Annotated in this window: 18 protein-coding genes and 2 pseudogenes; 15 read left to right on the top strand and 5 right to left on the bottom strand. The window is 73.0% G+C overall.

Annotated features, from left to right (window positions below; translation table 11 throughout):
- Nucleotides 1-6 precede the first annotated feature (6 nt).
- The 9 genes and pseudogenes from mvaD (at nucleotide 7) to C593_RS0115715 (ending at nucleotide 8,781) form a co-directional block, all read left to right on the top strand.
- A complete protein-coding gene (gene mvaD, locus C593_RS29840; RefSeq protein ID WP_018848263.1) occupies nucleotides 7-792 on the top strand; it encodes a diphosphomevalonate decarboxylase in 786 nt (261 codons plus the stop codon).
- Nucleotides 789-1,985 carry a phosphomevalonate kinase gene (locus C593_RS29835; protein ID WP_018848262.1) on the top strand — a complete coding sequence of 399 codons (1,197 nt, stop codon included), beginning with the start codon at nucleotides 789-791 and terminating at the stop codon, nucleotides 1,983-1,985. Before mvaD ends, C593_RS29835 begins: the two co-directional genes overlap by 4 nt.
- Before the next feature lie 2 nt (nucleotides 1,986-1,987).
- Entirely contained in the window at nucleotides 1,988-3,076 is a 1,089-nt protein-coding gene (gene fni, locus C593_RS0115740) for a type 2 isopentenyl-diphosphate Delta-isomerase (RefSeq protein ID WP_026277731.1), read from the top strand.
- A complete protein-coding gene (locus C593_RS0115735) occupies nucleotides 3,076-4,194 on the top strand; it encodes a hydroxymethylglutaryl-CoA reductase (protein ID WP_158686854.1) in 1,119 nt (372 codons plus the stop codon). Before fni ends, C593_RS0115735 begins: the two co-directional genes overlap by 1 nt.
- Complete coding sequence (locus C593_RS0115730) at nucleotides 4,184-5,377, top strand: hydroxymethylglutaryl-CoA synthase (protein ID WP_026277729.1); 1,194 nt, start codon at nucleotides 4,184-4,186, stop codon at nucleotides 5,375-5,377. The genes C593_RS0115735 and C593_RS0115730 overlap by 11 nt, the downstream gene beginning before the upstream one ends.
- 319 nt (nucleotides 5,378-5,696) lie before the next feature.
- A pseudogene (locus tag C593_RS33810) lies at nucleotides 5,697-6,246 on the top strand (hypothetical protein); the annotation flags it as partial.
- Nucleotides 6,247-7,121: 875 nt separating this feature from the next.
- A pseudogene (locus C593_RS29830) lies at nucleotides 7,122-7,477 on the top strand (hypothetical protein); the annotation flags it as partial.
- A 175-nt stretch (nucleotides 7,478-7,652) separates the two neighbouring features.
- Nucleotides 7,653-8,069 carry an aspartate 1-decarboxylase gene (panD, locus tag C593_RS0115720; protein WP_018848258.1) on the top strand — a complete coding sequence of 139 codons (417 nt, stop codon included), beginning with the start codon at nucleotides 7,653-7,655 and terminating at the stop codon, nucleotides 8,067-8,069.
- A gap of 70 nt (nucleotides 8,070-8,139) precedes the next feature.
- A complete protein-coding gene (locus C593_RS0115715; RefSeq protein WP_018848257.1) occupies nucleotides 8,140-8,781 on the top strand; it encodes an aspartate/glutamate racemase family protein in 642 nt (213 codons plus the stop codon).
- A 446-nt stretch (nucleotides 8,782-9,227) separates the two neighbouring features.
- On the opposite strand, the gene gndA is transcribed toward C593_RS0115715, so the two are convergent.
- Nucleotides 9,228-10,670, bottom strand: a complete 1,443-nt coding sequence (gene gndA, locus C593_RS0115710) for an NADP-dependent phosphogluconate dehydrogenase (RefSeq protein ID WP_018848256.1) — start codon at nucleotides 10,668-10,670, stop codon at nucleotides 9,228-9,230.
- A 384-nt stretch (nucleotides 10,671-11,054) separates the two neighbouring features.
- On the opposite strand from gndA, the gene C593_RS0115705 reads away from it, so the two are divergent.
- Nucleotides 11,055-12,356 carry a transglycosylase family protein gene (locus tag C593_RS0115705; RefSeq protein WP_026277728.1) on the top strand — a complete coding sequence of 434 codons (1,302 nt, stop codon included), beginning with the start codon at nucleotides 11,055-11,057 and terminating at the stop codon, nucleotides 12,354-12,356.
- On the opposite strand, the gene C593_RS33050 is transcribed toward C593_RS0115705, so the two are convergent.
- Nucleotides 12,237-13,661: a DMT family transporter gene (locus C593_RS33050; RefSeq protein WP_158686853.1), complete on the bottom strand. Its 1,425-nt coding sequence runs from the start codon at nucleotides 13,659-13,661 to the stop codon at nucleotides 12,237-12,239. The two genes, C593_RS0115705 and C593_RS33050, sit on opposite strands and share 120 nt — an antisense overlap.
- A 390-nt stretch (nucleotides 13,662-14,051) precedes the next feature.
- On the opposite strand from C593_RS33050, the gene C593_RS0115695 reads away from it, so the two are divergent.
- The 3 genes from C593_RS0115695 to C593_RS33360 all read left to right on the top strand — a co-directional run bounded on the left by C593_RS0115695 (nucleotide 14,052) and on the right by C593_RS33360 (nucleotide 17,508).
- Nucleotides 14,052-14,813, top strand: coding sequence for a (2Fe-2S)-binding protein (locus C593_RS0115695; RefSeq protein WP_018848253.1), 762 nt, complete (start codon nucleotides 14,052-14,054; stop codon nucleotides 14,811-14,813).
- A gap of 720 nt (nucleotides 14,814-15,533) precedes the next feature.
- Entirely contained in the window at nucleotides 15,534-17,000 is a 1,467-nt protein-coding gene (locus C593_RS0115690) for an SDR family oxidoreductase (protein WP_018848252.1), read from the top strand.
- 337 nt (nucleotides 17,001-17,337) lie between these two features.
- Nucleotides 17,338-17,508: a hypothetical protein gene (locus tag C593_RS33360; protein WP_018848251.1), complete on the top strand. Its 171-nt coding sequence runs from the start codon at nucleotides 17,338-17,340 to the stop codon at nucleotides 17,506-17,508.
- A 123-nt stretch (nucleotides 17,509-17,631) separates the two neighbouring features.
- Here the strand turns inward: C593_RS33360 and C593_RS0115680 are convergent, their stop codons facing one another.
- The 3 genes from C593_RS0115680 to C593_RS0115670 all read right to left on the bottom strand — a co-directional run bounded on the left by C593_RS0115680 (nucleotide 17,632) and on the right by C593_RS0115670 (nucleotide 20,550).
- Nucleotides 17,632-19,038 carry a lipase maturation factor family protein gene (locus C593_RS0115680; protein WP_018848250.1) on the bottom strand — a complete coding sequence of 469 codons (1,407 nt, stop codon included), beginning with the start codon at nucleotides 19,036-19,038 and terminating at the stop codon, nucleotides 17,632-17,634.
- 97 nt (nucleotides 19,039-19,135) lie between these two features.
- Complete coding sequence (locus tag C593_RS0115675; protein WP_018848249.1) at nucleotides 19,136-19,732, bottom strand: DUF1990 domain-containing protein; 597 nt, start codon at nucleotides 19,730-19,732, stop codon at nucleotides 19,136-19,138.
- A complete protein-coding gene (locus C593_RS0115670) occupies nucleotides 19,729-20,550 on the bottom strand; it encodes a YndJ family protein (protein ID WP_018848248.1) in 822 nt (273 codons plus the stop codon). Before C593_RS0115670 ends, C593_RS0115675 begins: the two co-directional genes overlap by 4 nt.
- 311 nt (nucleotides 20,551-20,861) lie before the next feature.
- On the opposite strand from C593_RS0115670, the gene C593_RS33045 reads away from it, so the two are divergent.
- On the top strand, nucleotides 20,862-21,986 hold the full coding sequence (locus C593_RS33045; protein WP_018848247.1) for a DUF6777 domain-containing protein: 1,125 nt from the start codon (nucleotides 20,862-20,864) through the stop codon (nucleotides 21,984-21,986).
- A 46-nt stretch (nucleotides 21,987-22,032) separates the two neighbouring features.
- A complete protein-coding gene (locus C593_RS0115660; protein WP_026277726.1) occupies nucleotides 22,033-24,105 on the top strand; it encodes a SpoIIE family protein phosphatase in 2,073 nt (690 codons plus the stop codon).
- The last annotated feature ends 100 nt before the right edge of the window (nucleotides 24,106-24,205 follow it).

The following is a 24,205-nucleotide window of genomic DNA, read 5'->3' as shown; positions in this document are numbered from 1 at the left end:
CTGCGGGTGACCCGGTTCCTCGCCCTGGTGCGCAGCGGCGCGTCCCTGGGCAGCCCCGCCACAGTGCACACCTCCAACACCATACCGACGGGTGCCGGTTTGGCCTCGTCCGCAGCCGGGTTCGCCGCGCTGGCCCTCGCCGCGGCCACCGTGTACCAGCTCGGCCTGGACGACCGACAGCTCTCCTGTCTCGCGCGTCGTGGTTCTGGATCGGCGTCCCGCTCGGTGTTCGGCGGGTCCGTCCGTTGGCACGCGGGGGAGGAGGACGCCTCCGACCCGGATGCTGCCTCGTACGCGGAGCCCGTCGCCGACGCCCGCCTGGACGCGGCGCTGCTCGTGGTTCTGGTGGACTGCGGTCCGAAGGCCGTGTCCAGCCGGGATGCCATGCGCCGTACACAGGCCACTTCTCCCTTGTACACCGACTGGCTTGCCGCGACCCGGGGAGACGCCCTTCTCCTTCGTCGGGCCCTGGCAAGCGGGGACTGGGAATCCGCGGGCCGGACAGTGGAGCAGAACGCCCTGGGCATGCACCGCACGATGGAGTGTGCCGTTCCGCCGGTCGTGTATCGCACGCCCGAGTCCCACCGGATCCTGCGGCTCGTGCAGCGCTTGCGGGAGGGCGGCGAGAACGTCTGGGTGACGATGGACGCGGGACCCAATGTGAAAGTGCTGTGCCCGCGCCCGGAGGCGGAACGACTTGCCGACCGTTTACGGAAGGACGTCGGCCGCCCTGTGCTCGTCGCCCGGCCGGGCCCGGGCGCGAGGCTCCTGCCCTCGGAGGCCCAGCGATGAGGCTGGCCGGTGGGGCCTGTACGGCCCGGGCCCCGGGCAAACTCGTGATCGCCGGTGTGTATGCGGTGCTGACACCGGGTCACCCGGCTGTCGTCGCGTCGGCAGGCAGGTATGTCACTGTCACTGCCTCTGTCCCTGCTGGAGAGGGGGAGGGCGAGGTACAGCTCGTCACCGACCTGCTGCCCCACAGTGTTCCGCTGCGCCGGACGCGGACGGGGGTGCGACCGGTCCACGACCGGGACCAGGAGAACCTGCGTGGCCCGCTGGCCCACCTGGCCGCGGCCGTCGATCTTGTCGACCGGTTGCGAGCCGAACTCGGCGTGCCGCCCATGCCGATACGCCTGGAAACACACAGTGCCCTCCACGAGGGGGGTACGAAAATGGGCCTCGGGTCCAGCGGCGCCGTCACGGTGGCGGCTGTGGACGCTCTCACGTCCTGCTGGGGGATGGAGATGAGCACCGAGAGCAGGTTCAGACTCTCTTTGCTCGCAGGAGCCGAGGCCGACCCGGAGGCGTCCGGCGCCGACATCGCCGCCGGGGTGTGGCACGGCTGGATCCGGTACAGCCCGCCCGACCGGCACGCGTTGTGCGACTCCTTGGCCCGGCACGGCGTCCTGCCCACTCTGCGTGCTCGGTGGCCGGGGCTGTCGGTGCGCGCCGTGCCCCCTCCGTCCGCGCTGGCGCTGCTGGTCGGCTGGACCGGTTCTCCCGTCTCCACCGCCCACAAGGTGGGTCTGCTGCACGGGCGCGACTGGTGGCAGTCACCGGCCCGTCACAGGTTCCTGGCGGACAGTGACGAAATGATCGCCGACATGTGCGCTGCACTGGAGCAGGACGATCCGGAAGCGATGCTGGGGACCGTACGCCGGGCCCGGGTGCTGCTGGAGACACTGGACCAGGAATGTGCTCTGGGCATCTTCACGGACTCCCTGTCATCCCTCTGCCGTATCGCCGGTCAGTACGGGGCTGCCGCCAAGCCCTCCGGTGCCGGGGGCGGTGACTGCGGTATCGCCCTGCTTCCCCCGACAGAGCGTGTGCACCTCCTTCGTCACAGCTGGTCTCTCGCGGGTATCACCCCCCTCAGGCTGCCCGTGGCCCCCGTGCCGACCGGTAGGGCGAAGCCTCCCAGGGAGATCGGCCCCCTAGCCGCTGAGCCGTACGACCCGTCGAGGCCCCCGAGCGTAAGGACCTAAAGGTGAGCGCATCACGTAAAGACGATCACGTCCGCCTGGCGCTGGAGCAGTACCGGGAGCAGCCCGCTCCTCGTGGTCCGGAGCTCGGGGGTTCCTCCACCCGAACGAATGCCTTCGACCACGTGCACTTCGTGCACCACGCTCTCGCGGCCACCGACCAGGAAGAGGTGCGGTTGACGACGGAGTTCGCCGGGGTGGTCTGGCCCGCTCCCCTGTACATCAATGCCATGACAGGCGGTAGTGAGAAGACGGGCGAGATCAACCGGCTTCTGGCCATAGCCGCCCGCGAGACAGGTCTGCCCATGGCAACCGGCTCCATGAGCCCGTACCTGAAGGACCCCTCCACAGCCGAGACGTTCGCCACGGTGCGACGCCATCATCCGGACGGCTTCGTCATGGCGAACGTCAACGCCCTCGCCAGCCCCGAACAAGCCCGGCGGGCAGTGGGCCTGCTGAACGCCGACGCATTGCAGATACATCTGAACACGGTGCAGGAACTGGTCATGCCGGAGGGGGACCGCTCCTTCGCCTGCTGGCCGGCGAACATCCAGGGGATCACGGAGGCGGTCGAAGTTCCCGTGGTGGTCAAGGAGGTCGGATTCGGCCTGAGCGGCCGAACCGTCAGCCTGCTCGCCGACCTCGGTGTGGCCGTCGCGGACGTCGCCGGGAGTGGCGGTACGAACTTCGCCGTCATCGAGAACTCGCGTCGGCCCCGATCCGACTACACCTTTCTCCGGAATTGGGGACTGAGCACCCCGGCAGCACTCCTGGACGCTCAAGGAGCGGGACTTCCCCTGCTGGCGTCGGGGGGCGTCCGCACCCCGCTGGACGTCGTCCGGGCACTGACACTGGGGGCTCGTGCGGCAGGCGTGTCCGGCCTGTTCCTGAGCACGCTGCAGCACCAGGGCCTCGACGCGCTGATCGACCAGATCAGGCAATGGCTGTCACACATAACCGACTTGATGACTCTGCTCGGCGCCAGGTGCCCTGCCGAGCTGACGTCCGCGGACGTGGTTCTCACCGGTGAACTGCGTGATTTCCAGGTGGCGCGCCTTGCCGCGCCTGACTCCACTACCCGAAAGGCATTGTGATGAGCGCACCGTCGGTACCCGAGCGGCAGACGCCGACCCGGTCCACTGCGGGAGAGGCGGCGTACGTTCCGCTGAGGTGGGTTGGTCCCGTACGGGTGTCAGGTAACGTCGTTGCTGGTGAATGCGAGGTACCGCTTGCCACGTACGAGAGTCCGCTGTGGCCGTCGGTGGCGCGTGGCGCTCGGATCTCCCGGCTCGTGGACGGCGGCATCACGGCGACTCTGCTGGACGAGCGCATGACCCGCTCGGTCCTCATCGAGGCGGTGGACGCCGCGGGCGCCTCGGCTGCGGCCCGCGCCGTCGACGACCGCTTCGGCGAGTTGAGGGATCTCACCCGTTCCACCAGCGGATACGCCCGACTGCTCGCTGTGCGCCATGAGATCTGCGGCCCGCTGCTGTTCCTCCGCTTCGAGTTCACCACGGGCGACGCAGCGGGTCACAACATGGCCACACTGGCCGCGGACAGGCTGCTGGCCCATCTACTGGAGGTCATTCCCGGCATCCGGTACGGCTCGATCTCCGCGAACTACTGCACGGACAAGAAGCCATCGGCAGTGAACGGAATACTGGGCCGCGGCAAGAGCGTCACGGCCGACATACTGATACCCCGACAGCTCGTGCAGGAAAGGCTGCACACGACCGCCGGCCGGGTGGAGCACCTCAACGTCAGCAAGAACCTGGTAGGCAGCACGCTGGCCGGGGGATTCCGTACCGCGAACGCGCACTACGCCAATATGCTGCTCGCCTTCTACCTGGCCACCGGCCAGGACGGTGCCAATATCGTCGAGGGCTCCCAGGAGATCACCTACGCACAGGACCGCGACGGAGACCTCTATATCTCCTACGGAGACCTCTATTTCTCCTGCAGTCTGCCGAACATCATCGTCGGCACCATCGGCAACGGCAAGCATCTGCCCGGAGTCGAGGAGACGCTCCGTCGTCTGGGCTGCCGCGAAGACCGGCCCACTGGGGACAACGCCCGCCGTCTGGCCGTCCTGGCCGCTGTGACCGTCCTGTGCGGCGAACTCTCGCTGCTCGCGGCCCAGACCAATCCCGGTGAACTGATGAAGGCTCATACCGGGCTCGAGCGTGCCGTTGGAGACCGCAATGCCCACTGACATCCCGGTCGGCATCCACGACCTCACCTTCCGTACCACCGGTCTGGCGCTGCCCCACACCGAACTGGCCCGGCACACGGGTGCCAACCCCGCCAAGTACCACCACGGCATCGGACTGCGGGCCATGAGCATCCCCGCGGCCGACGAGGATATCGTCACGATGGCCGCCGAGGCCGCGGCTTCCGTCGTCGAGCGACACGGCACACGGGGTCTGCGCACCCTCATGTTCGCCACGGAAACCGGGATAGACCAGGCAAAGGCTGCCGGCGTGTACGTCCACTCGCTGTTGGTATTGCCGCCCCACCTGCGTGTATTCGAACTCCAACAGGCCTGCTACGGCGCCACCGCCGCCCTGCAGATGGCCACGGCACTGGTGCGCCAGGATCCGGAGCAGCAAGTCCTCATCATCGCCAGCGATGTGGCGCGTTACGAGCTCGACAGTCCCGGTGAGGCCACCCAGGGAGCGGCCGCCGCCGCGATCCTCGTCCGGGCCGATCCCGCCCTGGCCACCGTGGACCGGGTTTCGGGCGTCTACACACGGGACGTCATGGACTTCTGGCGGCCCAACTACCTGGATACCGCCCTTGTGGACGGAAGAACGTCGCTGGAGGCCTACCTTCTCGCCCTCGAGGGTGCCTGGAGTGACTACCAGAACCAGGGCGGCCTCTCGCTCCGGGATCTCCACACCGTCTGCTATCACCAGCCCTTCCCCAAGATGGCGTTCAAAGCGCATCGACGCCTGTTCAGTGCGGCGGGTACGGCCGCGACGGAGGAGGACGTCGGCGCCGCCGTGGCGCTGACAACCGGGTACAACGAAGCCGTCGGCAACAGTTACACCGCGTCGGTCTACTTTGCCCTGGCCTGCCTCCTGGACAGCGCCCCCGCCCTTGACGACGCGTGCCTGGGGCTCTTCAGCTACGGCTCGGGGAGTGTGGCCGAGTTTCTTTCCCTGCGTGTCCGTCCGGGCTACCGCGACGCTCTGCGCACGACTGAACACCAGCACGCCATTGCCCGTCGCCGCGGCATCGGGTATGCGGAGTACCGTCGGCTTCGCAGCCAGTCGCCTTCCACGGACGGAGGCGACGGGGAGGCCCCCCGGCCCGCCCCCCGGCCCTACCGGCTGGCGGGTGTACGCCGGCACCAGCGCATCTACCAGGCCGGCGGGCTCACCCTGACATCCTGACAAGCTCGCACCGAGCTTCCGGCCTCTTCTCCGGCGGCGCGCCCGGGTGGTGCGGTCGGCTCTCTCCGTACCACCCCGCGCCCCTGGTCCCGTACGACGGGCGCACGGCCGCCACCAGCCCTGGTTCAACGCGCATCGAGGAGCAGGTGCTGGTCACGGTCCTGGGGTACGGCCACGACTCTGCTGCGCTCCGAGGTCGAGCGCCCTGGCCTCCTGCTGGTTCTCCGAGGAGGAGCTGGCAGATCGAAACGCAGCCGATTCCGGGCGACCTTCCGCGTCTGGGAAGGACGGAAACCGAGGCGGTGGCCGGCGTCGAGGCGGACGGGTGGGCACCGGGGAACCGGTCGTGGCCCTGCTCCGACCGGACCGCGCGGGATCGAGCCCGCCACCACATGGTCGCCGTGCAACTGGCTTCGGTTCAGCGGCGGATGACGTACCGGCGTGGGTGGCGGACTCTGATCCGGGCCGACCCGCCGGGCGGTACCCACGACTCCTTGCCCGGCTCGCTCAGCGGGGATGGTGGCTGTCCTACCCGGTCAACATGGTGATCACCGAAACGGTCCACCAGCGGTGCCGAAGCTTTCGGCATCGGCCTGGACGGCAGCCGTCGAGGCCGACGGCGAGAGTCGTGTCGCCGGCTGGGCCGACCTACCCGCGATGTTCCGGACGGCCGGCTGCGGGCATACGGCTGGCTTTCGCCAGGCAAGGCTCTGCGAGTCCCGCCGGCTACGGCTTCGCCTGGTAATCGTGACCGGCGGGCCTGTGCACACAGTCGTCGGCGAATCCTCCGCCTGGCCCGGCACCGGTTCCGGACCGGTCACGTCACCGCAGCCCCCGACCGTCTTACCTTCCTGCCCGCCCCTGGCTGACCAGCGGATCCCCCGTCCTCAGGCACACGTCAACACCTGTGGCAGTGGAGTCCGGCGTCATCCGGAGGCGACACCCGGGTTTCGGCCTCCACGGGCTCAGCCGACGGCACGAAATCGGAGCTCCGGCTCCGTCGGCGCACCCTCGAGAAGAATCGGGGCCAGGCGCTCCCCGGGGCGCATGACCGAATGTCAAGTCGTCGCACGGCCTCTCTGAAACGGCCGCGGCTGAGCCCACGATGGGACTGTGGGAGAAAGGATCATTCACATCTGCATCAAATCGAAGTAAAATCGGCGTGTCGTGCAGCCTCGCTGCTCGACATGCAGGATCACTCGAAGTGGTGAGTGGGGACTCTCTCCGACCGCCTTCCACGTGGAGTGACGTGCTGGACGAATGTCTGCCTGGCGTATCGTCAGATGACTCGGTATCGGTCGGCTTCGCTCCCTGTGCATTCGGGAACCGATGTTCGCACAGGTGCTTGGTCGGCGACGGGAGAGCGGCCCGGTTCGCGCGGAAGCGCAGGCGGAGGGGCCCGCTTACCGGAGGGAAGCGACGTTCCTCACACTCTTCGAGTCGGGCGAATGCCAGTTGTAGAGCGGAGACCGCCCTTCCCACCAGGCCGCAGCCGGACCCACCGCGGCGGGCTTCCGCGTGACCTGCTGCGTCATGATCGCCCCCGCCCATCATCGGGGCTGGTTCCGGGTCTGCAGGGCTGCCGGTTGCCGCGCCACCTGGGGCCGGCGCGGGTAGGCGATGTTGTGCCAAGCGCCCACTGGGCCAGATGTCCGAGTGAAAGGCGGGCGGCCGCCCCATCCGTACGTACGACAGGGGCCCCGTATCCGCCAGGCCGACGCCTCTCAGCAGCGATGCTGGATGCATGGACGCGACGATCACCGCGCCCCGCGCCGAAGTGCTGCGGGACCGCTACCGCAGCCGACTGCCCGAGCGCCTGCGGGAGCCGGCCGGCCCCGTCGAGGGCGGCGTGGACCTGCCGCTCCACATCGTCTGGTCCGGGCGCACGAGCTACAGCCTGGACCGTCCGAAGTCCCGCATGACGCTCTACCGGACCGTCCTCGCCGAAGGACTGCGCGAGGACCTGATGACCCCCTCCTGCACCACCGGCTGCTCGCCGAGCAGTGGCCCGTGCTGAGGCGCTTGATCAGTCCCTGCATCCGCGAGGTCGGGGAGGACGCCTTCCCCGAGCTGGCCGCCGTCGCGCCCACGACGAGTTCGGCCTCGAAGACCTCCGGGACCGGCTCATCGGCGCAGAAACGCGCAAGCAGGCAGCCTGGTCACGGCAACGCACGATCTTCCTGGAGGTCTTCGAGCCGAAGGCATGCCCGTGTAGGGTGAAGGCCGCCCTTGACCTGCACAAAGCAGGCAGGGAGCCGTCTTCCAGGAGTTCAACATGCTGCGCACCATGTTCAAGTCCAAGATCCACCGCGCCACCGTCACCCAGGCCGACCTGCACTACGTGGGATCGGTGACCGTCGACCGCGACCTCATGGACGCGGCCGATCTGCTGCCCGGGGAGCTCGTCCACATCGTCGACATCACCAATGGCGCGCGCCTGGAGACCTATGTCATCGAGGGCGAGCGCGGCAGCGGGGTCATCGGGATCAACGGGGCCGCAGCCCACCTGGTGGAGCCCGGGGACCTGGTGATTCTCATCAGTTACGCGCAGGTCGAGGACGTGGAGGCGCGCAGCCTGGTGCCGCGGGTGGTCCATGTCGACGCGGAGAACCGGATCGTCGCCCTGGGGGACGACGCCTCCGCGCCCGTGCCCGGTTCGGACACGGCGCGCAGCCCGCACGCCGTGGTCTGAGACGGACCCGGGGTCCGGGCGGGGTCCGGGCCCGCCTACCGGCCGGTCCGGGCCCGCCTATCATCCCCGCATGCTGGCTCTCCTCCACACCTCGCCCGTCCATGGCCCCGTCTTCGACGCCCTCCGCGATCGTGACCACCCCGGGCTGGAGCTGCGTCACCTCGTCCGTCCGGAGCTGCTCGAACGGGCCCGGCGCGAGGGGGCGGACGCCGTCGTGGCGGAGGTCGCCGGGGCCGTGGGGGAGGCCGCGGCGGGGGCCCGGGCCGTGCTGTGCACCTGTTCGACGATCGGCGGGGCCGCCGAGGCGGCCGGCGCCCGGGCCGGGGTCCCCGTCCTCCGGGTCGACCGCCCGATGGCGGCGGCCGCCGCCCGGTACGGGCGGGTCGTGGTCGTCGCCGCCGTCGCGAGCACCCTCGCGCCCACGGCCGACCTGATCCGGGACGAGGCCCGCGCCGCCGGGAGCGGGGCGCCCCGCGTCCGGACGGTGCTGGTCGAGGGCGCGTGGGAGCGCTTCGAGGCCGGGGACCGGGACGGCTATCTGGACGCCGTCGCCCGGGCCGTCACCGCCCTGAACGAGGCCGACGCCGACGCCGTGGTCCTCGCCCAGGCGTCCATGGCCGACGCGGCCGCCCGCGCGACCACTCCGCTCCCGGTCCTCAGCAGCCCCGCCCTGGGGCTGCGCGCGGCGGCGGAGGTCGTGGCGCGGGCATGACAGCCCCCACTTCGCCCTCGCCGGATCCAGTCACGGGCCGTCCCCGCACCCCGTGACTGCATCCGGCGAGCGTGGGAACGCGCACCGGAGGACATTGGGAACGCACGACGTCGCACCATGGAGGCTCGGCATGACCCACCCGTACCCCGACCCCGCACCGCCGGTGCCCACGCCGGACCCCGGGACGCCGCCCGATCCGGGCCCGCTGCCCGGTCCCGTCCCGGCCCCCTCGCCCGTGCCCGGTCCGAATCCCGACCCGATTCCGCAGCCGCCGGGACCCGCGCCGGACCCGGTGCCGCCGCCGGAGCCCCAGCCCGGCCCCGCCTGACCCGCTCAGCCGCCACACGGCAGGGAACGGGCCGGTCCCGCGCGCCGAGTGCGCGCGGGACCGGCCCGTTCCGCCGTCCGTCCGCCGTCCGTCCGTCGTCCGTCCGCCGTCCGTCCGCTCAGTCCGCCGCGACCTCGTCGCGGTCACCGCCCCACAGCGTGTGGAACGACCCCTCCCGGTCCGTCCGCCGGTAGGTGTGCGCGCCGAAGAAGTCGCGCTGCCCCTGCGTCAGCGCCGCCGGCAGCCGCTCGGCCCGCAGCGCGTCGTAGTACGCGAGCGCCGCCGAGAAGCCCGGCGTCGGGACGCCCTGGCGGGCGGCCGTGGCCACCACCTCGCGCCAGTCGTCCTGTGCCGCGCCGATCTCCTGGGCGAACTGCTTGTCCGACAGCAGGCTCGGCAGGTCCGGCTGCGCCTCGTACGCCGCGCGGATCCGGTCCAGGAAGGCGGCCCGGATGATGCACCCGGCCCGCCACAGCGCGGCGACCGCGCCCGGGTCGACGTCCCAGTCGTACGCCTCGCTGCCTGCCAGGACCTGGTGGAAGCCCTGCGTGTACGACACGATCTTGGACGCGTAGAGCGCCTGCTCCACCCGCGCGGCGAAGGCGTCCGCCTCGGCCTCGCCCAGCGGCTCCACCGTCGGCCCCGGCAGTGACTGCGAGGACTCGCGCAGCGCCGCGTGCCCGGACAGCGACCGGGCGAACACCGCCTCCGCGATGCCCGAGACCGGGACGCCCAGGTCGAGGGCGATCTGCACCGTCCAGCGCCCGGTGCCCTTCTGCTCGGCCTGGTCGAGGACGACGTCCACGAACGGCTTCCCGGTGGCCGCGTCGGTGTGCGCCAGCACCTCCGCCGTGATCTCGATCAGATACGAGTCCAGCCGCCCGGTGTTCCAGGTGCGGAAGGTCTCCGCGATCCGCTCGGGGGAGTACCCGGCGACCGACCGCAGCAGGTGGTACGCCTCGGCGATGAGCTGCATGTCCGCGTACTCGATGCCGTTGTGGACCATCTTGACGAAGTGCCCGGCGCCGTCCGGGCCGATGTGCGAGACACAGGGCGTGCCGTCGGGGGCCTTCGCCGCGATCCGCTCCAGCAGAGGGCCCAGCGACCGGTAGGACTCCTCCGAGCCGCCCGGCATGATGCTCGGCCCGTGCAGCGCGCCCTCCTCGCCGCCGGAGATGCCGACGCCGACGAAGTGGATGCCGCGCTCCCGGAGCTCCCGCTCCCGGCGCCGGGTGTCCTCGAAGTGGGCGTTGCCGCCGTCGATGATGACGTCGCCCTCCTCCAGCAGCGGCGCGAACTCCTCGATGACCGCGTCCGTCGCCTCACCCGCCTTGACCATGATCACCAGCCGGCGGGGGCGCTCCAGCGCGGCGACGAACTCCTCGGCGCTCTCGGCGGGGACGAAGGTCCCCTCCTCGCCGAACTCCTCCACCAGGGCGCGCGTCCGGGACGCGGTCCGGTTGTGCACGGCGACGGCGAGGCCGTTGCGGGCGAAGTTGCGGGCGAGGTTGCGGCCCATCACCGCAAGCCCTGTGACGCCGATCTGGGCGGTTCCGCTCATGAGGTGTGCTCCTGGAAATCCGGGTGTTCGAGGGTCAGTTCCGGGGTGCTGCGGGTTCTCCGGGCTCATACGTTACGGCGGCCGCGCCCATTCACCGATCTTCCGGTCGGGCACCCCGGTCTTCCGGTCGGGCACCCCGGTGGTCCTTCGAGCGGACACCCGGACCGGCACCCCGGCGGCCTTCCGTGCGGAACCCGGCGGGCAGGTCCTTTCCAGCCGCCCGCGCCGGGCCCGCAGGCCGGTACGTCGGTATTCGGTCACTCTGGGCCGAAACGCTTGTCACGCTCCGTGCGCGCCCCCTACCTTGCGGCTTGCGGCAGCACCTGCCGCACCGCCCGGAGACATGCACGGGTACCGCACCACGACGGGTAGTGGGGGATCACCATGGCCGGAACCGGTCGGCACCGCCGATATCAGCCGAGTCGCATCAACCGGGCGTCGCTCACGGTCACCGCCGGCGGGGCCGGAATGGCGCTCCCCCTCATCGGCGCGGCCCCGGCCGACGCCGCCTCCGCCGACACCTGGGAGAAGGTGGCGGCCTGCGAGTCCTCCGGCCGCTGGGGCGTCAACACCGGCAACGGCTACTACGGCGGGCTCCAGTTCAGCCAGTCGACCTGGGAGGCGTACGGCGGTACCCGGTACGCGGCCCGGGCCGACCTGGCGACCCGCGAGCAGCAGATCGCCGTCGCCGAGAAGGTCCTCGAGGGGCAGGGGCCCCGGGCCTGGCCCACCTGTTCCGAGCGCGCGGGGCTCACCCGTGGCGGCGAGTCGCCGGGCGCCGTCCCCGCGGCGGCCCCCGCACAGCGGAAGGCGGCACCGCGCCCGCAGGCCGCGTCCCCGACCACCGTCCCCACCCAGCGCGAGGGCTACACCGTGGCCCGCGGGGACTCGCTCTCCAGCATCGCCGACAGCAAGCGGGTCCGGGGCGGCTGGCAGCGGCTTTACCAGCAGAACCGCTCGGTCGTCGGCGACGACCCCGACCTGATCTTCCCCGGCCAGCGCCTGGTGCTCCGGGCCCCGGCCGCCGGCAAGGCGCCCTCGGGCACGTCGCCCTCGACGAAGGCCCCGGACCGGCGCGGCCCCGTCCCCGCCGCCCCCAAGGGCTCGAAGCCCGGCACCGGCGAGACGAAGGCACCCGGGACCAAGGCCCCTGCCGCCGAGTCCCCGAAGGCCAAGGCGCCCGCCACCAAGGCTCCCGAGGCCGCGCCGAAGCCGAGACCCAAGCCCGAGCAGGCCACCGAGCGTGCCCCCGAGCGGCAGGTGCGGACCGAGCGGCGGTCCGCCTCGTTCAGCGCCCCGGTCGCGGCCGGCCCCTCCACGGCGTACCGGACGTCGGGCTCGTCCTGGTCGAGCGGCTACCACACCGGCGTCGACTTCCCGGTGCCCACGGGCACCTCGGTGAAGTCCGTCGCCGGCGGCAAGGTGGTCTCCGCCGGCTGGGCCGGCGCGTACGGCTACGAGGTCGTGATCCGTCACCACGACGGGCGTTACAGCCAGTACGCGCACCTCTCGGCGCTCAACGTCCGCGCCGGGCAGCAGGTCGCGGCCGGGCAGCGCATCGCACGCTCAGGATCCACCGGCAACAGCACCGGACCGCATCTCCACTTCGAGGTCCGGACCGGCCCCGGCTACGGGTCCGACGTCGATCCGCTGGCCTACCTCCGGGCCCGGGGCGTCTCCATCTGACCCACCTGGCCCACCTGACCCCCCTGACCCACTCCTGACGGCCCCGTCCGCGCGCCGGCCCCCCGTGCCCGGAGCGGCAGCCGCTTCACGTCCCGCCCGGTGCCCCGCGCGGGAGTCCGCCCCGCGCCGCGCGCGCTGCCGCGACAGCAGCCCACTCGGCGTGACCGCGCCCTCCGGCCGGACCGTACCCGCGTCCGGCCGGCCCGTACGGCCGCCCGCCGGGCCGGTGCCGGCGTCCGACGGGCCCTCGCCGCCGCCCGGTGCGGCCGTTCCGCCGCCAGGCACGCGCGCCCCTCCGTCCCGTACGCGTGCCCCTCCGCCAGGCACGCGCGCCCCTCCGCCTCCGTCCCGTACGCGCGCCCCGACGTGGTGCGTCGCCGGGACGCCCGCCCGGGTGTCCGGCGCCGCCTCCCGGGCCGCTGAGCGTGCGTCCGGTGCGGCGGCCGTCACCGCCGGGTCGCCCCCGTCCCCGTTGCCGCCGCCGCGCAGGCGTTCCGCCGTGAGCAGCGCCAGCCCCGCCGCCGCGACGACACCGGACAGCAGCGCCAGCACGGTCCCGACCAGGCCGTGGCGGAAGTCCTCGCCGAAGAGGGTGAGGCCCACGACCGCGGCCACCACCGGGTTGACCACGGTGACGGTCGCCAGCGGTGTCGCCAGACCCGCCCCCCGGTAGGACGCCTGGGACAGCAGCAGCCCGCCCACCGCGAGGACCGCGATCACGGAGATGCCCGGCCATTCCCGCAGCGGCGCATCCCACGCCCAGCCGACCGCGACCGTCTTGGTGAAGACGGACGCGATGCCGAACGCGACACCCGCGGCCGTCGCCAGCAGCACGCTGCGCAGAACCGGCCGGTGCACTCCCTGCGCCGCGAGGAAGAGCAGCGCCACCGCGCCCAGCGTCGCCGCCGCCAGCACGGCCCGCTCCCCGGAGCCCGGGGTGCTCCCGCCGTCGCCGCCGGTGAGTGCCAGCAACCCCGCGAGGCCCGCGGTCGCCAGAACGGCCCCCCGCCACGCCGCCGCCCCCGCCCGGCGGCGGACGAACACGGCCGCCATCGGGAGCGCGAACACGATCGTCAACGCCCCTAGCGGCTGGACCACGCTCAGCGGCCCGTAGGCGAGCGCGACCACGTGCAGGACGGCGCCGAGGCCGTTCAGCGCGACGGCCACCCACCACAGGGGGTGGTGCAGCGGCGCGTAGGGACGGGAGGGCGTCGTCGTCGCCACCCGCTCCTGGAGGATCGCCCCGGCCGCGTAGGCGACCGCCGAGACCAGGGACAGGAGCACGGACAGCGAGAGGGAACTCATGGTCACCACCCTGTCGCCCCTCGGCGTTCACGTCGTCGTCCTTGAGCAGGCACTTGGTCCTACTGCGGCGGTACTACGGGAGTACACGCGACGTACCTCTCGGGGCGGGGCCGGTCGCGCGGGCCCTCGAACGGCCCGCCGGACATGCTCTCTTCCTCCCTCAGTATCCGTTTCGACGCCCCGCCGCGCGCGCCCGCCCCGGCGCATTCGCCTCGGGTGCGCGCCCCGCGCGCGCTCCGTGCCGCCCCTGTCACCCCTAGGGGCCCCAGGGGCATGCACCGCACGGGGCGCCGGGGAGGCCGGGTACCGGCCGGGCCGCCGGGCACGCCATGCTTGCCCGTGACCGGGCCCGCCGTGCGGGGCGGCCCGCACGGGCGAGGAGGAGCGCGGATGGACCTGGCGTACCTGGCGGAGACCACCGCGGTGGGCGGGTTCTTCGCCCTGCGCGCGGGCGAGCCGGACGAGGGGGGCACCCCGCTCTCCGCCGTGTACGCGGCGGAGAGCGGCCCGGACTCGCCCCTCACCGCCCGCGTGGACGCGGTCGCCGCGCGGCTGGCCGCCCCCGAGCGCCGGATCGCCGTCTCCATCGCCCACCTCGGACTCGCCGCGCGCCTGTGGTCCATCGCCCTCGGCGCGGCCGCCCTGCACGGCAGGGTGCCGGACCTCGGTCCCGAGCGGCTGTACTGGGACCCGCGCCGGACGACGCCGGACGATCTGCTGCTGACCCGCGCCGACTTCCTGCCCGCCGGGGTGGGGGTCCTGCGTGAGACCGTGCAGCAACGCCATCTGGTGCCGCTGCACGCCGCGTTCCGCCGGGACACCCGCATCTCCGAGCGGCTGCTGTGGGGCAACGCCGGGTCGGCGCTGGCCGGTGCGGTGCGCGAGCTGACGGCATGGGCGGAACGCGAGGGCAGGCCGCACGTAGGGGCCCGGGCACGCGAGTTGGCCTCCGGCCTGCTCACCGGTCCCGAGCTGGCCACGACCCTGCGCGCCCGGGACACGGGCGACGGGGAGCGGGGCTCCGGCCCCGGATTCTGGGCGGGCAGGGGCCCGCGCCGCCGCTCCTGCTGTCTGTACTACCGCTGCCCGGCCGGCGGCCTCTGCGGGGACTGCGCCTTCGACCACCCGCCCCGCACCACCGCCACTGCCTGACCGCCGGACACGTCCGACCGCCGGCGTTCTCCGGGACGCGTCCGACCCGGGCGACGGCGTGCGCGGGCTCCTGACGGCCCATGGCCCCCGGCCCGTCCGGCGGGCGCGGGCCCTCGGGTCCCGCGACGTCCGGAGCGGGCCGGCCGCCGTGCACCGTCCGCACGGCGGCCGGCCCGCGATCCGCCCCCGCGGGGCATGCCGGACCCCCCGGTCCGCGCATGCCCCGCCCCCTCGCCATGGCCTGTGCGCGATCAATGGTGGGGCGGGGAGCGCGAAAAGTGTGTGGACTCGGTGAAAGCTGGCGTGAAAAGGCGTCCGGGACTCACCGGCGAGAAGGCGTTGCGTCCGCCCGGGCCGGGGGAGCACCCGTGCGGTCACGGTGTGCAAGCGGTTGCGCACCGCCAGAGGTCTGGACCACCGAGGCGGTCGGGATCCGGCCACTTTCCGGCGGGCCGCCGACGGCCCTGGCCAGGCGCACTCCGGCGCGTACGCGGCGCACACGGGGCGCGCCCCCGGCGCACACCATCGGCCGCCCTCGGGACGGGCCTCTCCGGGCCGCCCCCTCCGTACCGGTCCCTCGGGACGGGCCGCCTCGGGACCGGCCCCTCTCCGGCCCTCCACCCTCGGCGTGACGGAGATCATTTGGCGGCACCCCCTCCCGTCAGTAAAATCGCGCTTTTGGAACTACGGCATTCGAGTGACCGAGGAACAGCGAAGGCGATGACCCTGACAGAGGACAGCCCCGTGGCGTACGGCCCGGGCATCGACCCCGAGCGTCTGGCTGTCTGCCTGAGCGTGCTCGACGAGCTCGACAAGATCGACGTCGACCACCCCGACGCGATCGCCGTCCGCCGGGCGACCGCGGGCATCTACCGCACGGTCAAACAGCGCCGCCGCCAGGAGCGCCGGGCCGCCAAGACCGCCCACGACCGAGCCGTCACCGAGTCCACCGCCACCGGCTCGGCCGAGCGGATCGACGACGAGACCCAGGGCCTGCTCCCCTCCTCGTCCGTCCTCGGCGAGATCGCGGGCGTCCTCCAGCGCCCCCGGTCCTGCTACATCTGCAAGACCCGCTACACCGAGGTCGACGCCTTCTACCACCAGCTCTGCCGCGAGTGCGCCGCGGAGAACCGCGCCCGCCGCGACGCCCGCACCGATCTGACCGGCAAGCGGGCCCTGCTCACCGGCGGCCGCGCCAAGATCGGCATGTACATCGCCCTTCGCCTGCTCCGCGACGGCGCCCACACCACCATCACCACCCGCTTCCCCAACGACGCGATCCGCCGCTTCAAGGCGATGCCGGACAGCGACGAGTGGATCCACCGCCTCAAGATCGTCGGAATCGACCTGCGCGACCCGGCCCAGGTCGTCGCGCTCGCGGACTCCGTCGCCGCCGAGGGTCCGCTCGACATCCTGATCAACAACGCCGCGCAGACCGTCCGCCGCTCGCCCGGTGCCTACCGTGAGCTGGTCCTCGCCGAGTCCGCCCCGCTTCCGGCCGGCGAGCTGCCCCCGGCGCAGGTGATCGGCACCTTCGGCAGTGGCGCCGTGGACTCCGTCGCCGCCCTGCCCTCCTCCGGCGGCGAGGGCCTGAGCGCGCAGGACGTCACTGACCTCGCCCTGGTCAGCGGCTCGGCCACCCCCGCGCGCATCGCCGCGGGCACCGCGATCGACGCCGGCGGCCTCGTACCCGACCTCCACGACACCAACAGCTGGATCCAGACGGTCTCCGAGGTCGACCCCGTCGAACTCCTCGAAGTCCAGCTCTGCAACTCGACGGCGCCGTTCATCCTGATCAGCAGGCTGCGCCCGGCGATGTCCGCCGCCGCGGGCCGGCGCAAGTACGTGGTGAACGTCTCCGCCATGGAGGGCGTCTTCAGCCGCGGCTACAAGGGTGCGGGCCACCCGCACACCAACATGGCCAAGGCCGCGCTGAACATGCTCACCCGCACCAGCGCCCAGGAGATGTTCGAGTCCGACGGCATCCTGATGACGGCCGTCGACACCGGCTGGATCACCGACGAGCGCCCGCACCCGGACAAGATGCGCCTGGCCGAGGAGGGTTTCCACGCCCCGCTCGACCTCGTGGACGGCGCGGCGCGGGTCTACGACCCCATCGTGCGCGGCGAGAGCGGCGAGGATCTGTTCGGCTGCTTCCTCAAGGACTACGCCCCCGGCAAGTGGTGACCCGGAGCCGGACCGGCACATTGACCGGAATCAGGCACTCCGCGTAACTCACCCCTTTTGTGGCCTTTTTCGGCCGGTACGCCAGCAGGCGTACCGGCCGTTGTCCATTTGGAGGGGGTCGTTGGCCTGAATTGGGCGGAACTAGTGGCCCCATCGAGCACGGGGCCGCTCATTTGGTTAGTCTGTGTGGAGCTGGACGGCCTCCAAGGGACTCACTCGGTCCCCCTCGGCCCTCCTGGGACAGGTCCTCAACCCGGCCGCGGTCCCGCACGAGTTGACTGCGCCACCGCGACCCAACCGAACCTGTTCCCGTTACGCGACACATGAGGAGTGCGCGGTGACACCAGATCTGAAGCACGAGACCCGGCCGTCCGATTCCGGCGGCGAGCGGGCCGGCAAGGCCGATGAGATCCGTAACCTCGAAGTGTGGGCCCGCTCGGCCCCGATCAGGCTGGCCGGCTACGAGGAAGACCTCGCCGAGCCGCACATCCTGCCGGGCATCGACTAGCCCCGCGCAGCAACCGCGACACATCAGCAACCGCGACACGCAGCAACCGCGACACCGCAGGAGCCGGGCCCGACGGGGCCCGGCTCCTGCGGTGAGCTGCGCCCCCGGGCCGCCCTTCACGGGTCAGCGCAGCCGCGTCGGCCCCAGGAACTCCCGGACGTACGTCCGGTGCCAGTGGGCGCCCGTGGCGCGGTGTTCCTCGCGGGTGGTGAAGCGGTAGCGGTAGAGGCGGGCGCGGACCAGGGCGGGCGGGGTGCCGGGGAAGGGGTTGCCGGCAAGGAGGCGCAGGGTGTCCCGGTCGCCCGCGAGCAGGCGCTCGACGAAGCCGGGGAACCAGGAGCGGGCGTAGGCGGGGGAGAGGGCGGCGAACCACATCATCCAGTCCAGCCGCAGATGGTACGGAGCGAACTGGCGCGGCACCCGGCCCGGGGCACCCGGCTTCCCCTTGAACGCGTACTCCCGCCACACCGTCCCCTCCCCGGCCACCGCGTCCGCCGTCCCCTCAACGACGATCTCCTGGCGCACCCGGCTCACCGTGCCGAAGGCCCCGTAGGAGTTGACCAGGTGGAGCGGGTCCCAGGACCGGTTCATCGCCTGCCGGCGGGAGAGCAGATTGCGCGCCGGGCGCACACTCAGGACGAGCAGCACGGCGGCCACCGCGCACACGGCGACCGCGTACCAGAGCGGGGCCTCGGGCAGCGCGGGGGAGGTGACCAGGGGCGAGAAGTCCACTGCGGACAGGGCCAGGATCATCGTCAGCCAGTTCAGCCAGGCGAAGTTCCCCGAGAGCACCAGCCACAGCTGCGTCACCACGATCAGCCCGGCGGCCACGCTCGCCACCGGCTGCGGGGTGAACAGCAGGAACGGGACGCCGAGCTGGACCACATGGTTGGCCGCCGCCTCGGCCCGGTGCACCGGCCGGGGCAGCAGATGGAAGAGGCGGCTGAGCGGGCCGGGCATCGGCTGGGTCTCGTGGTGGTGGTAGAGGCAGGTCAGGTTGCGCCAGCAGCGGTCCCCGCGCAGTTTGATCAGCCCGGCACCGAACTCGACGCGGAACAGCACCCAGCGCAGCAGCCACAGCACGATCACCGGAGGGGCGACGCGTTCGTTCCCCAGCCAGACCGCCAGGAACCCGGCCTCCAGGAGCAGGGACTCCCAGCCGAAGCCGTACCAGGTCTGGCCGACATGGACGATCGACAGGTACAGCACCCACAGCAGCGCCCACCAGGCCATCGCGACGCCCAGCGGCAGGCGGTCCGCCGCGCCCGCAACCAGGGCCGCGGACAGCAGTACGCCGGCCCAGGCGACGAGGGCGAAGAAGCGGTCGGAGTAGTGCAGCCGGAACAGCGTCGGTGCCGCGCGGGCCGGTGTGCGGCGCAGATGGGCGGGCACCGGGAGCATCCCGCGCTCCCCGATCAGGGCCCGGAACTGGAGCGCGGCGGCGAGGAAGGCGACCAGGTACACGGCGGCCAGCGCCCGCTGGAACACCAGCCGGCTCAGCCAGTAGGCGTCGTCACCGAACCACTCCATATCCCTTCAGTATCAGGGCGGGCGGCGGTCCGGTGCGCTCCGGACCGCCGCCCGCCGGGCCGGATGCGCCCCGGCCGGATGCGGCCCGGGTCCGGGTTCAACCGGCGCCGGCGCCGGTGCCGGTGTCCGCGCACGCCCGCCGCAGCGCCCGCGCCAGCAGCCCCGCGTAGCACCGCTGCGCCACCGGAATGACCGGCCCCGCGAGGCGGGTGTACCAGGCGGCGGGCCGGCTGAAGGCCGTCACCGTGAACCACACCGACCCGTCGCCCCGCAGTTCGACGAGGAAGGACTCCTCGCCGCACTCGGGATGCCCGGTGAGCGTCCCGTACGCGAAGCCCGTGCGGTCCGCCTCCTCCACCGTCCACAGCACCTCGCACGGCGCGGCCATCCGCAGCGGCCCGGCACCCAGCGAGACCCGGACCCGGACTCCCGCTCCGGCCCGCCCGGCCGTGGCCGCCACCCGGGCCCGGGTGGCGCGGTGGGCGGCCCAGGTCATGACCCTCGTGCCCGCCGTCTCGAAGGCGGCCCGGCCGTGGCCGACCCACTCCGTTCGCCGCAGATGATGGTAGCCCTCCGGCAGCGGCTCCCGGCGGGTGGCGCCCCGTTCCGGATAGGTCAGCACGAGGTCGGACCCGGGCGCGCCACCGGTCGTACGGGGACGGGGATGCGGGCGGGGGTGCGATCGGGCGTTCACGCGGGGCTCTCCTTCAGTCGTCGCCAGGCGAGCACGGAGCAGAGCGCGAAGCCCAGTGCGTTGCCGAGGCCATGGGTGGCGGCCATCCAGGCCAGGTTCGGGTGGGGCAGTCCGGTCGCCTGGCCGGCCGCCCAGCTCAGTGCCAGGAGCATGGTCGCGACCAGGACGGCCGCCGAGACGCCCAGCAGCCGCCGGGTCAGCCGGTCCCGCCCGCCGCCGCGCACGTCGCGCCAGGTCACCAGGGCGACGGCCCACATCCCGGCGGTCAGCACGACGGCGCCCGCCAACTCGGCCCAGTCGTCCACGAAGTAGCCGACGAGGACGAGCAGGGTGCCCGCCGGGACGCTCAGGGCGCCGAACCGGGCGAGTCGCCCCCCGGACGCCCGGCACACCAGCCCGGCGACCAGCGCGGCCGCGAACCCCGCGTAGTGGAAGTGCGGCACGGTCAGCGCCAGGATCTCCAGGTCGAAGCCGAGGAGTTCGGTTCCGGACCGCTCCGCGACCAGGGCCACGGCGGCGACCGACGGCGCCACGAGCGCGGTCAGCACCGCCGCCTCGGCCGGCCCCGGCCGCGCACCCCGCCGCAGCAGCCGGCGCGGCGCCTCGCAGGCGAGCAGGACCGTGCCCGCCGCGTACACCCCGGCGAGGGCGACCGCCGCCGTTCCGCGCGGGAGCCACAGACAGAACGAACCCGCCACCGCGAACAGGGGCCATGCCCGCCGAATGGCGGCCCCCGGCGCGGGCTCGATCAGCCGCAGCCCGGCCGGTACGACACAGAGCATGCCGAGCGCGACGATCAGGTTGACCAGTACGGACACCGGCCCCCACCCCCCTGGGTTGAACGTGTTCAACTCCTTGGCGGTGAGCCTACGCACTCTATTGAACGCGTTCAAGTCGCGCCTCGTCTGGCGATCCGTCAGAAATGAGAGGTCACCGCGAGACAGCAAGCGCCGCCCGAGCGGAGCGCGACACAGCAGAGTGGGAGAGCCTGGTGCGTTCACCGATGCCGCCGACGCCGCCGATGCCACCGACGCCACCGACGCCGGCCGAGCCGCCGAAGCCGCACCGGTCTCCGCAGCTGCACCGGTCTCCGCAGCCGCTCAGGTCACCGCAGCCGCACAGGGCGCCGGTGCGCCGCCTGTCCGCGGCCGCCGCCGCGGTGTGCGCGGGCCTCCTGGCCGCCGGCTGCGGCGGGGCGGACGGCGCGGCGGGTCCGGAGACACTGCTCCTCCACCCCCTCGCCGCACCCGGCCCCGACCCGTACACGCCCTCGACCGCCGTCTCCACCGCCGCCTTCGCGCCCCCGCCCGTCACCGCCGCCCCCCGCAGCCCCTCCGGCGGCGGGACGACCCTGCGCACCCTCTCCGGTGCCACCCCCGGTCTCTACGGCGGCATCCCCGAGACCGCCAGCTGCGACGTCCCGGCCCAGATCAAGCACCTCACCCGGGACAAGGACCGCACCCGCGCCTTCGCCGAGGCGGCCGGGGTCGGCAAGGGCGACGTCCCGGCCTTCCTGCGCGGCCTGACCCCCGTCGTCCTGCGCGCCGACACCCGGGTGACCGCCCACGGCTTCACCGACGGAAGGGCCGCGGCCCGTCAGGGCGTCCTCCAGGCCGGCACCGCGGTCCTGGTGGACCACTACGGCGCGCCCCGGGTGCGCTGCGTCGGCGGCAACCCGCTGAGCCCCCCGGTCGCCGCCAAGAGCGCGCCCGAGGCCCAGGGCACCCCCTGGACCGGGTACCGCGCGGACCGGGCCGTCGTCGTCAAACCCGCCGCGCAGGTGATCAACAACCTGGTGATCGTCAGCGTCACCGACAGCAGCTGGATCGAGCGCCCCTCCGGCACCCGGGGCGAGGAGGACGCCCGCCCCGAGGTGCTGCCGCCCGTGGCGGCCGAGGAGGTCTTCTCCGGCCTCCGGCGCACCGACGGCTCCGAGACGGTCGCCGACGCCGGTTCCGTGCCCTCGGGCACCACCGGCACCGGCTCCGGGGTGCCGGGCGGCGGCACGCAGGGCACCGCACCGGCCGCCGGGACCGACCCCTACGGCTCCGCGCCCCGCCTGCCCGCAGAACCCGCCCCCGAGCCCCCCGCCCCCCAGGAGGAGACCGTCCCCGTCCCGGACGTTCCGCTGCCGGACGCGGGACCGGACACCGTCACGGGGACGGGCGCAGGGCCGGACGCCGGTCCCGACGCGGGACCGGACGCGGGCTCCGGCACCGGCCCCGACGCCGGGACCGGCGCCCTCACGGGGTGACGGCGATCCGGTCGTGGGACGGGGCAAATGATGGCAGAGTGGCTGCATGGCTGATCGGGCAGCGGGTGCCCTGTCGCTCCCCGACGACTGGCCGGCACACGCGGATGTGAGTCTGGGTCTCAATCGCATGGGCTGCTTCGACTGGGACCTCGGGACCGGTCTGATGCACCTCGACCCGATCGGTCTCGACGTCTTCGACCTGCGTCCCGACGAGTACAGCGGCCGCCCCGAGTCGCTCTCCGCCCGGGTCCCCGCGGACGAGGCCATCCGCCTGGACACCCTCGTCACCCAGGCCCTCAAGCGCGGCGCCGAGCACTACGGCGCCTACTTCCGCGTCCGCCGCCGGGACGGCACCCTGCGCTGGACCCACACCCAGGCCTGCGTCCGCCGGGACGAGACCGGGCGCCCGGTCCGGATCATCGGGATCGTCCGCGACGCCACCCAGGAGATCGCCGACTCGGCGGCCCGGCTCGACCTCGACGAATCCCGCCGCATGCAGACCAGCGTCGTCGAGTCGACCACCGCCGCCCTCGCCCACGCGCGCACCGTCGACGACGTCATCGAGCTCCTCAAGGACTCCGACGGCCTGGAGCTGCTGGGAGCCACCAGTCTCGTGATGGGCCTGCTCGAAGCGGGCCGCATCCACCTGGTCGCCGAGGGCCCGGAGAGCTCCTTCGTGCCGGGCACCCGCTGGACCCGCGTCGACGAGCAGTACCCGATGAGCGAGGTGGTGCGCACCCTCGCCCCCCGCTTCATCGAGTCCGAGGAGGACTTCGCCGCCTCCTACCCGGTCCTCTGGCCGCACCTCAGCGGGCTGGGCATCTCGGCCGCCGCGTATCTGCCGCTGATCGCCCAGGCCCGGCCGATCGGGGCGCTCGGCCTGCTCTACCGGGACAAACAGGGATTCACCCCCGACGAGCGCAATCTGCTGGTCGCCCTCGGCAGCAGCATCGCCCAGAGCCTGGCGCGCGCCGTGCTCTACGAGCAGGAGCACGACCTCGCCGAAGGGCTCCAGCAGGCCATGCTGCCCCGGCGCATCCCCGACGTGCCCGGCGCCCAGATCGCCGTGCGCTACCGCTCCGCCCGCCTCGGCCGCGACATCGGCGGCGACTGGTACGACATCATCGCCCTGCCCGGCGGCCGGGTCGGCGCGGTCATCGGCGACGTCCAGGGCCACGACACCCACGCCGCCGCCGTGATGGGCCAGCTCCGCATCGTGCTGCGGGCCTACGCGGCCGAGGGCCACACCCCGGCCACCGTGATGGCCCGCGCCTCGGTCTTCCTGCACGAACTCGACACCGACCGCTTCGCCACCTGCACCTACGCGGAGGCGGACCTGTCCACCGGGGTGGTCCAGATCGTCCGCGCCGGCCATGTCGACCCGCTGCTGCGCGACAAGGACGGCAGCTGCCGCAGGCTCCCGGTGCACGGCGGGCTGCCGCTCGGGCTGTCCGCCGAGTTCGGACGGCTGGAGTACCCCGTCAGCACCGTCGAACTCGACCCGGGCCAGACCCTCCTCCTCTACACCGACGGCCTGGTCGAGCAGCCCGGCGCCGACCTCGACGACGGCATGCGGCTCCTCACCGCCCTGGTCGACAGCGGCCCCCGCGACCTCCAGCTCCTCGCCGACCGGCTCTGCGAGGTCGTGGACGAACGCGGCGGGGACGACGACGTGGCCCTGCTCCTCCTGCGCCGCCGGGGCGCCGTCGCCCCGCAGGCCGGCGGCCGCCTCCAGCAGCACGTCGCCCAGAACGACCCCGAGGCGCTGCGCTCCGCCCGGCACATGGTCCGGGCCGCGGTCCGCGCCTGGGGGGCCGGGGACCGGGCCGACGAGATCGAACTCGCCGCCGACGAACTGATCACCAACGCCCTGATGCACACCGACGGCGGCGCGGTCGTCACCGCGCGGGTGCTGTCCGGCCCGCGCCGCCGCCTGCGCGTGGAGGTCGAAGACCGCTCCAGCGCCCTGCCGCGCCGCCGGGACGCGGGGGAGTCCGGGGTCTCCGGGCGGGGCCTGATGCTGGTGGACCGGATCTCCGACGCCTGGGGCGTGGAGTCGCGCGGCGGCGGCAAGTGCGTGTGGTGCGAGTTCGCCATCCCGGACCGCGAGGCGCCCTGACCGCGCAGCGCCCCGACCGCGAGCCGCCCCGACCGCCGGCCGCCCCGACCGTGAGCCGCCCCGACCGGCCGTGGCGGGCGGCCGTGGGCGGTGTCAACCG

The organism is Streptomyces sp. CNT372, from assembly GCF_000377145.1.
This window is presented reverse-complemented; position numbering and strand designations above follow the sequence as displayed.

What these genes read in the sequence shown, in the direction of transcription:
- C593_RS0115730 (WP_026277729.1), top strand. Translation starts at nt 4,184, where the DNA reads ATGCCCACTGACATCCCGGTCGGCATCCACGACCTCACCTTCCGTACC.
- C593_RS33050 (WP_158686853.1), bottom strand. Translation starts at nt 13,661, where the DNA reads ATGAGTTCCCTCTCGCTGTCCGTGCTCCTGTCCCTGGTCTCGGCGGTC.
- C593_RS0115715 (WP_018848257.1), top strand. Translation starts at nt 8,140, where the DNA reads ATGCTGGCTCTCCTCCACACCTCGCCCGTCCATGGCCCCGTCTTCGAC.
- C593_RS29835 (WP_018848262.1), top strand. Translation starts at nt 789, where the DNA reads ATGAGGCTGGCCGGTGGGGCCTGTACGGCCCGGGCCCCGGGCAAACTC.
- C593_RS0115705 (WP_026277728.1), top strand. Translation starts at nt 11,055, where the DNA reads ATGGCCGGAACCGGTCGGCACCGCCGATATCAGCCGAGTCGCATCAAC.
- gndA (WP_018848256.1), bottom strand. Translation starts at nt 10,670, where the DNA reads ATGAGCGGAACCGCCCAGATCGGCGTCACAGGGCTTGCGGTGATGGGC.
- panD (WP_018848258.1), top strand. Translation starts at nt 7,653, where the DNA reads ATGCTGCGCACCATGTTCAAGTCCAAGATCCACCGCGCCACCGTCACC.
- C593_RS0115690 (WP_018848252.1), top strand. Translation starts at nt 15,534, where the DNA reads ATGACCCTGACAGAGGACAGCCCCGTGGCGTACGGCCCGGGCATCGAC.
- C593_RS0115660 (WP_026277726.1), top strand. Translation starts at nt 22,033, where the DNA reads ATGGCTGATCGGGCAGCGGGTGCCCTGTCGCTCCCCGACGACTGGCCG.
- C593_RS0115695 (WP_018848253.1), top strand. Translation starts at nt 14,052, where the DNA reads ATGGACCTGGCGTACCTGGCGGAGACCACCGCGGTGGGCGGGTTCTTC.
- C593_RS0115735 (WP_158686854.1), top strand. Translation starts at nt 3,076, where the DNA reads ATGAGCGCACCGTCGGTACCCGAGCGGCAGACGCCGACCCGGTCCACT.
- C593_RS0115680 (WP_018848250.1), bottom strand. Translation starts at nt 19,038, where the DNA reads ATGGAGTGGTTCGGTGACGACGCCTACTGGCTGAGCCGGCTGGTGTTC.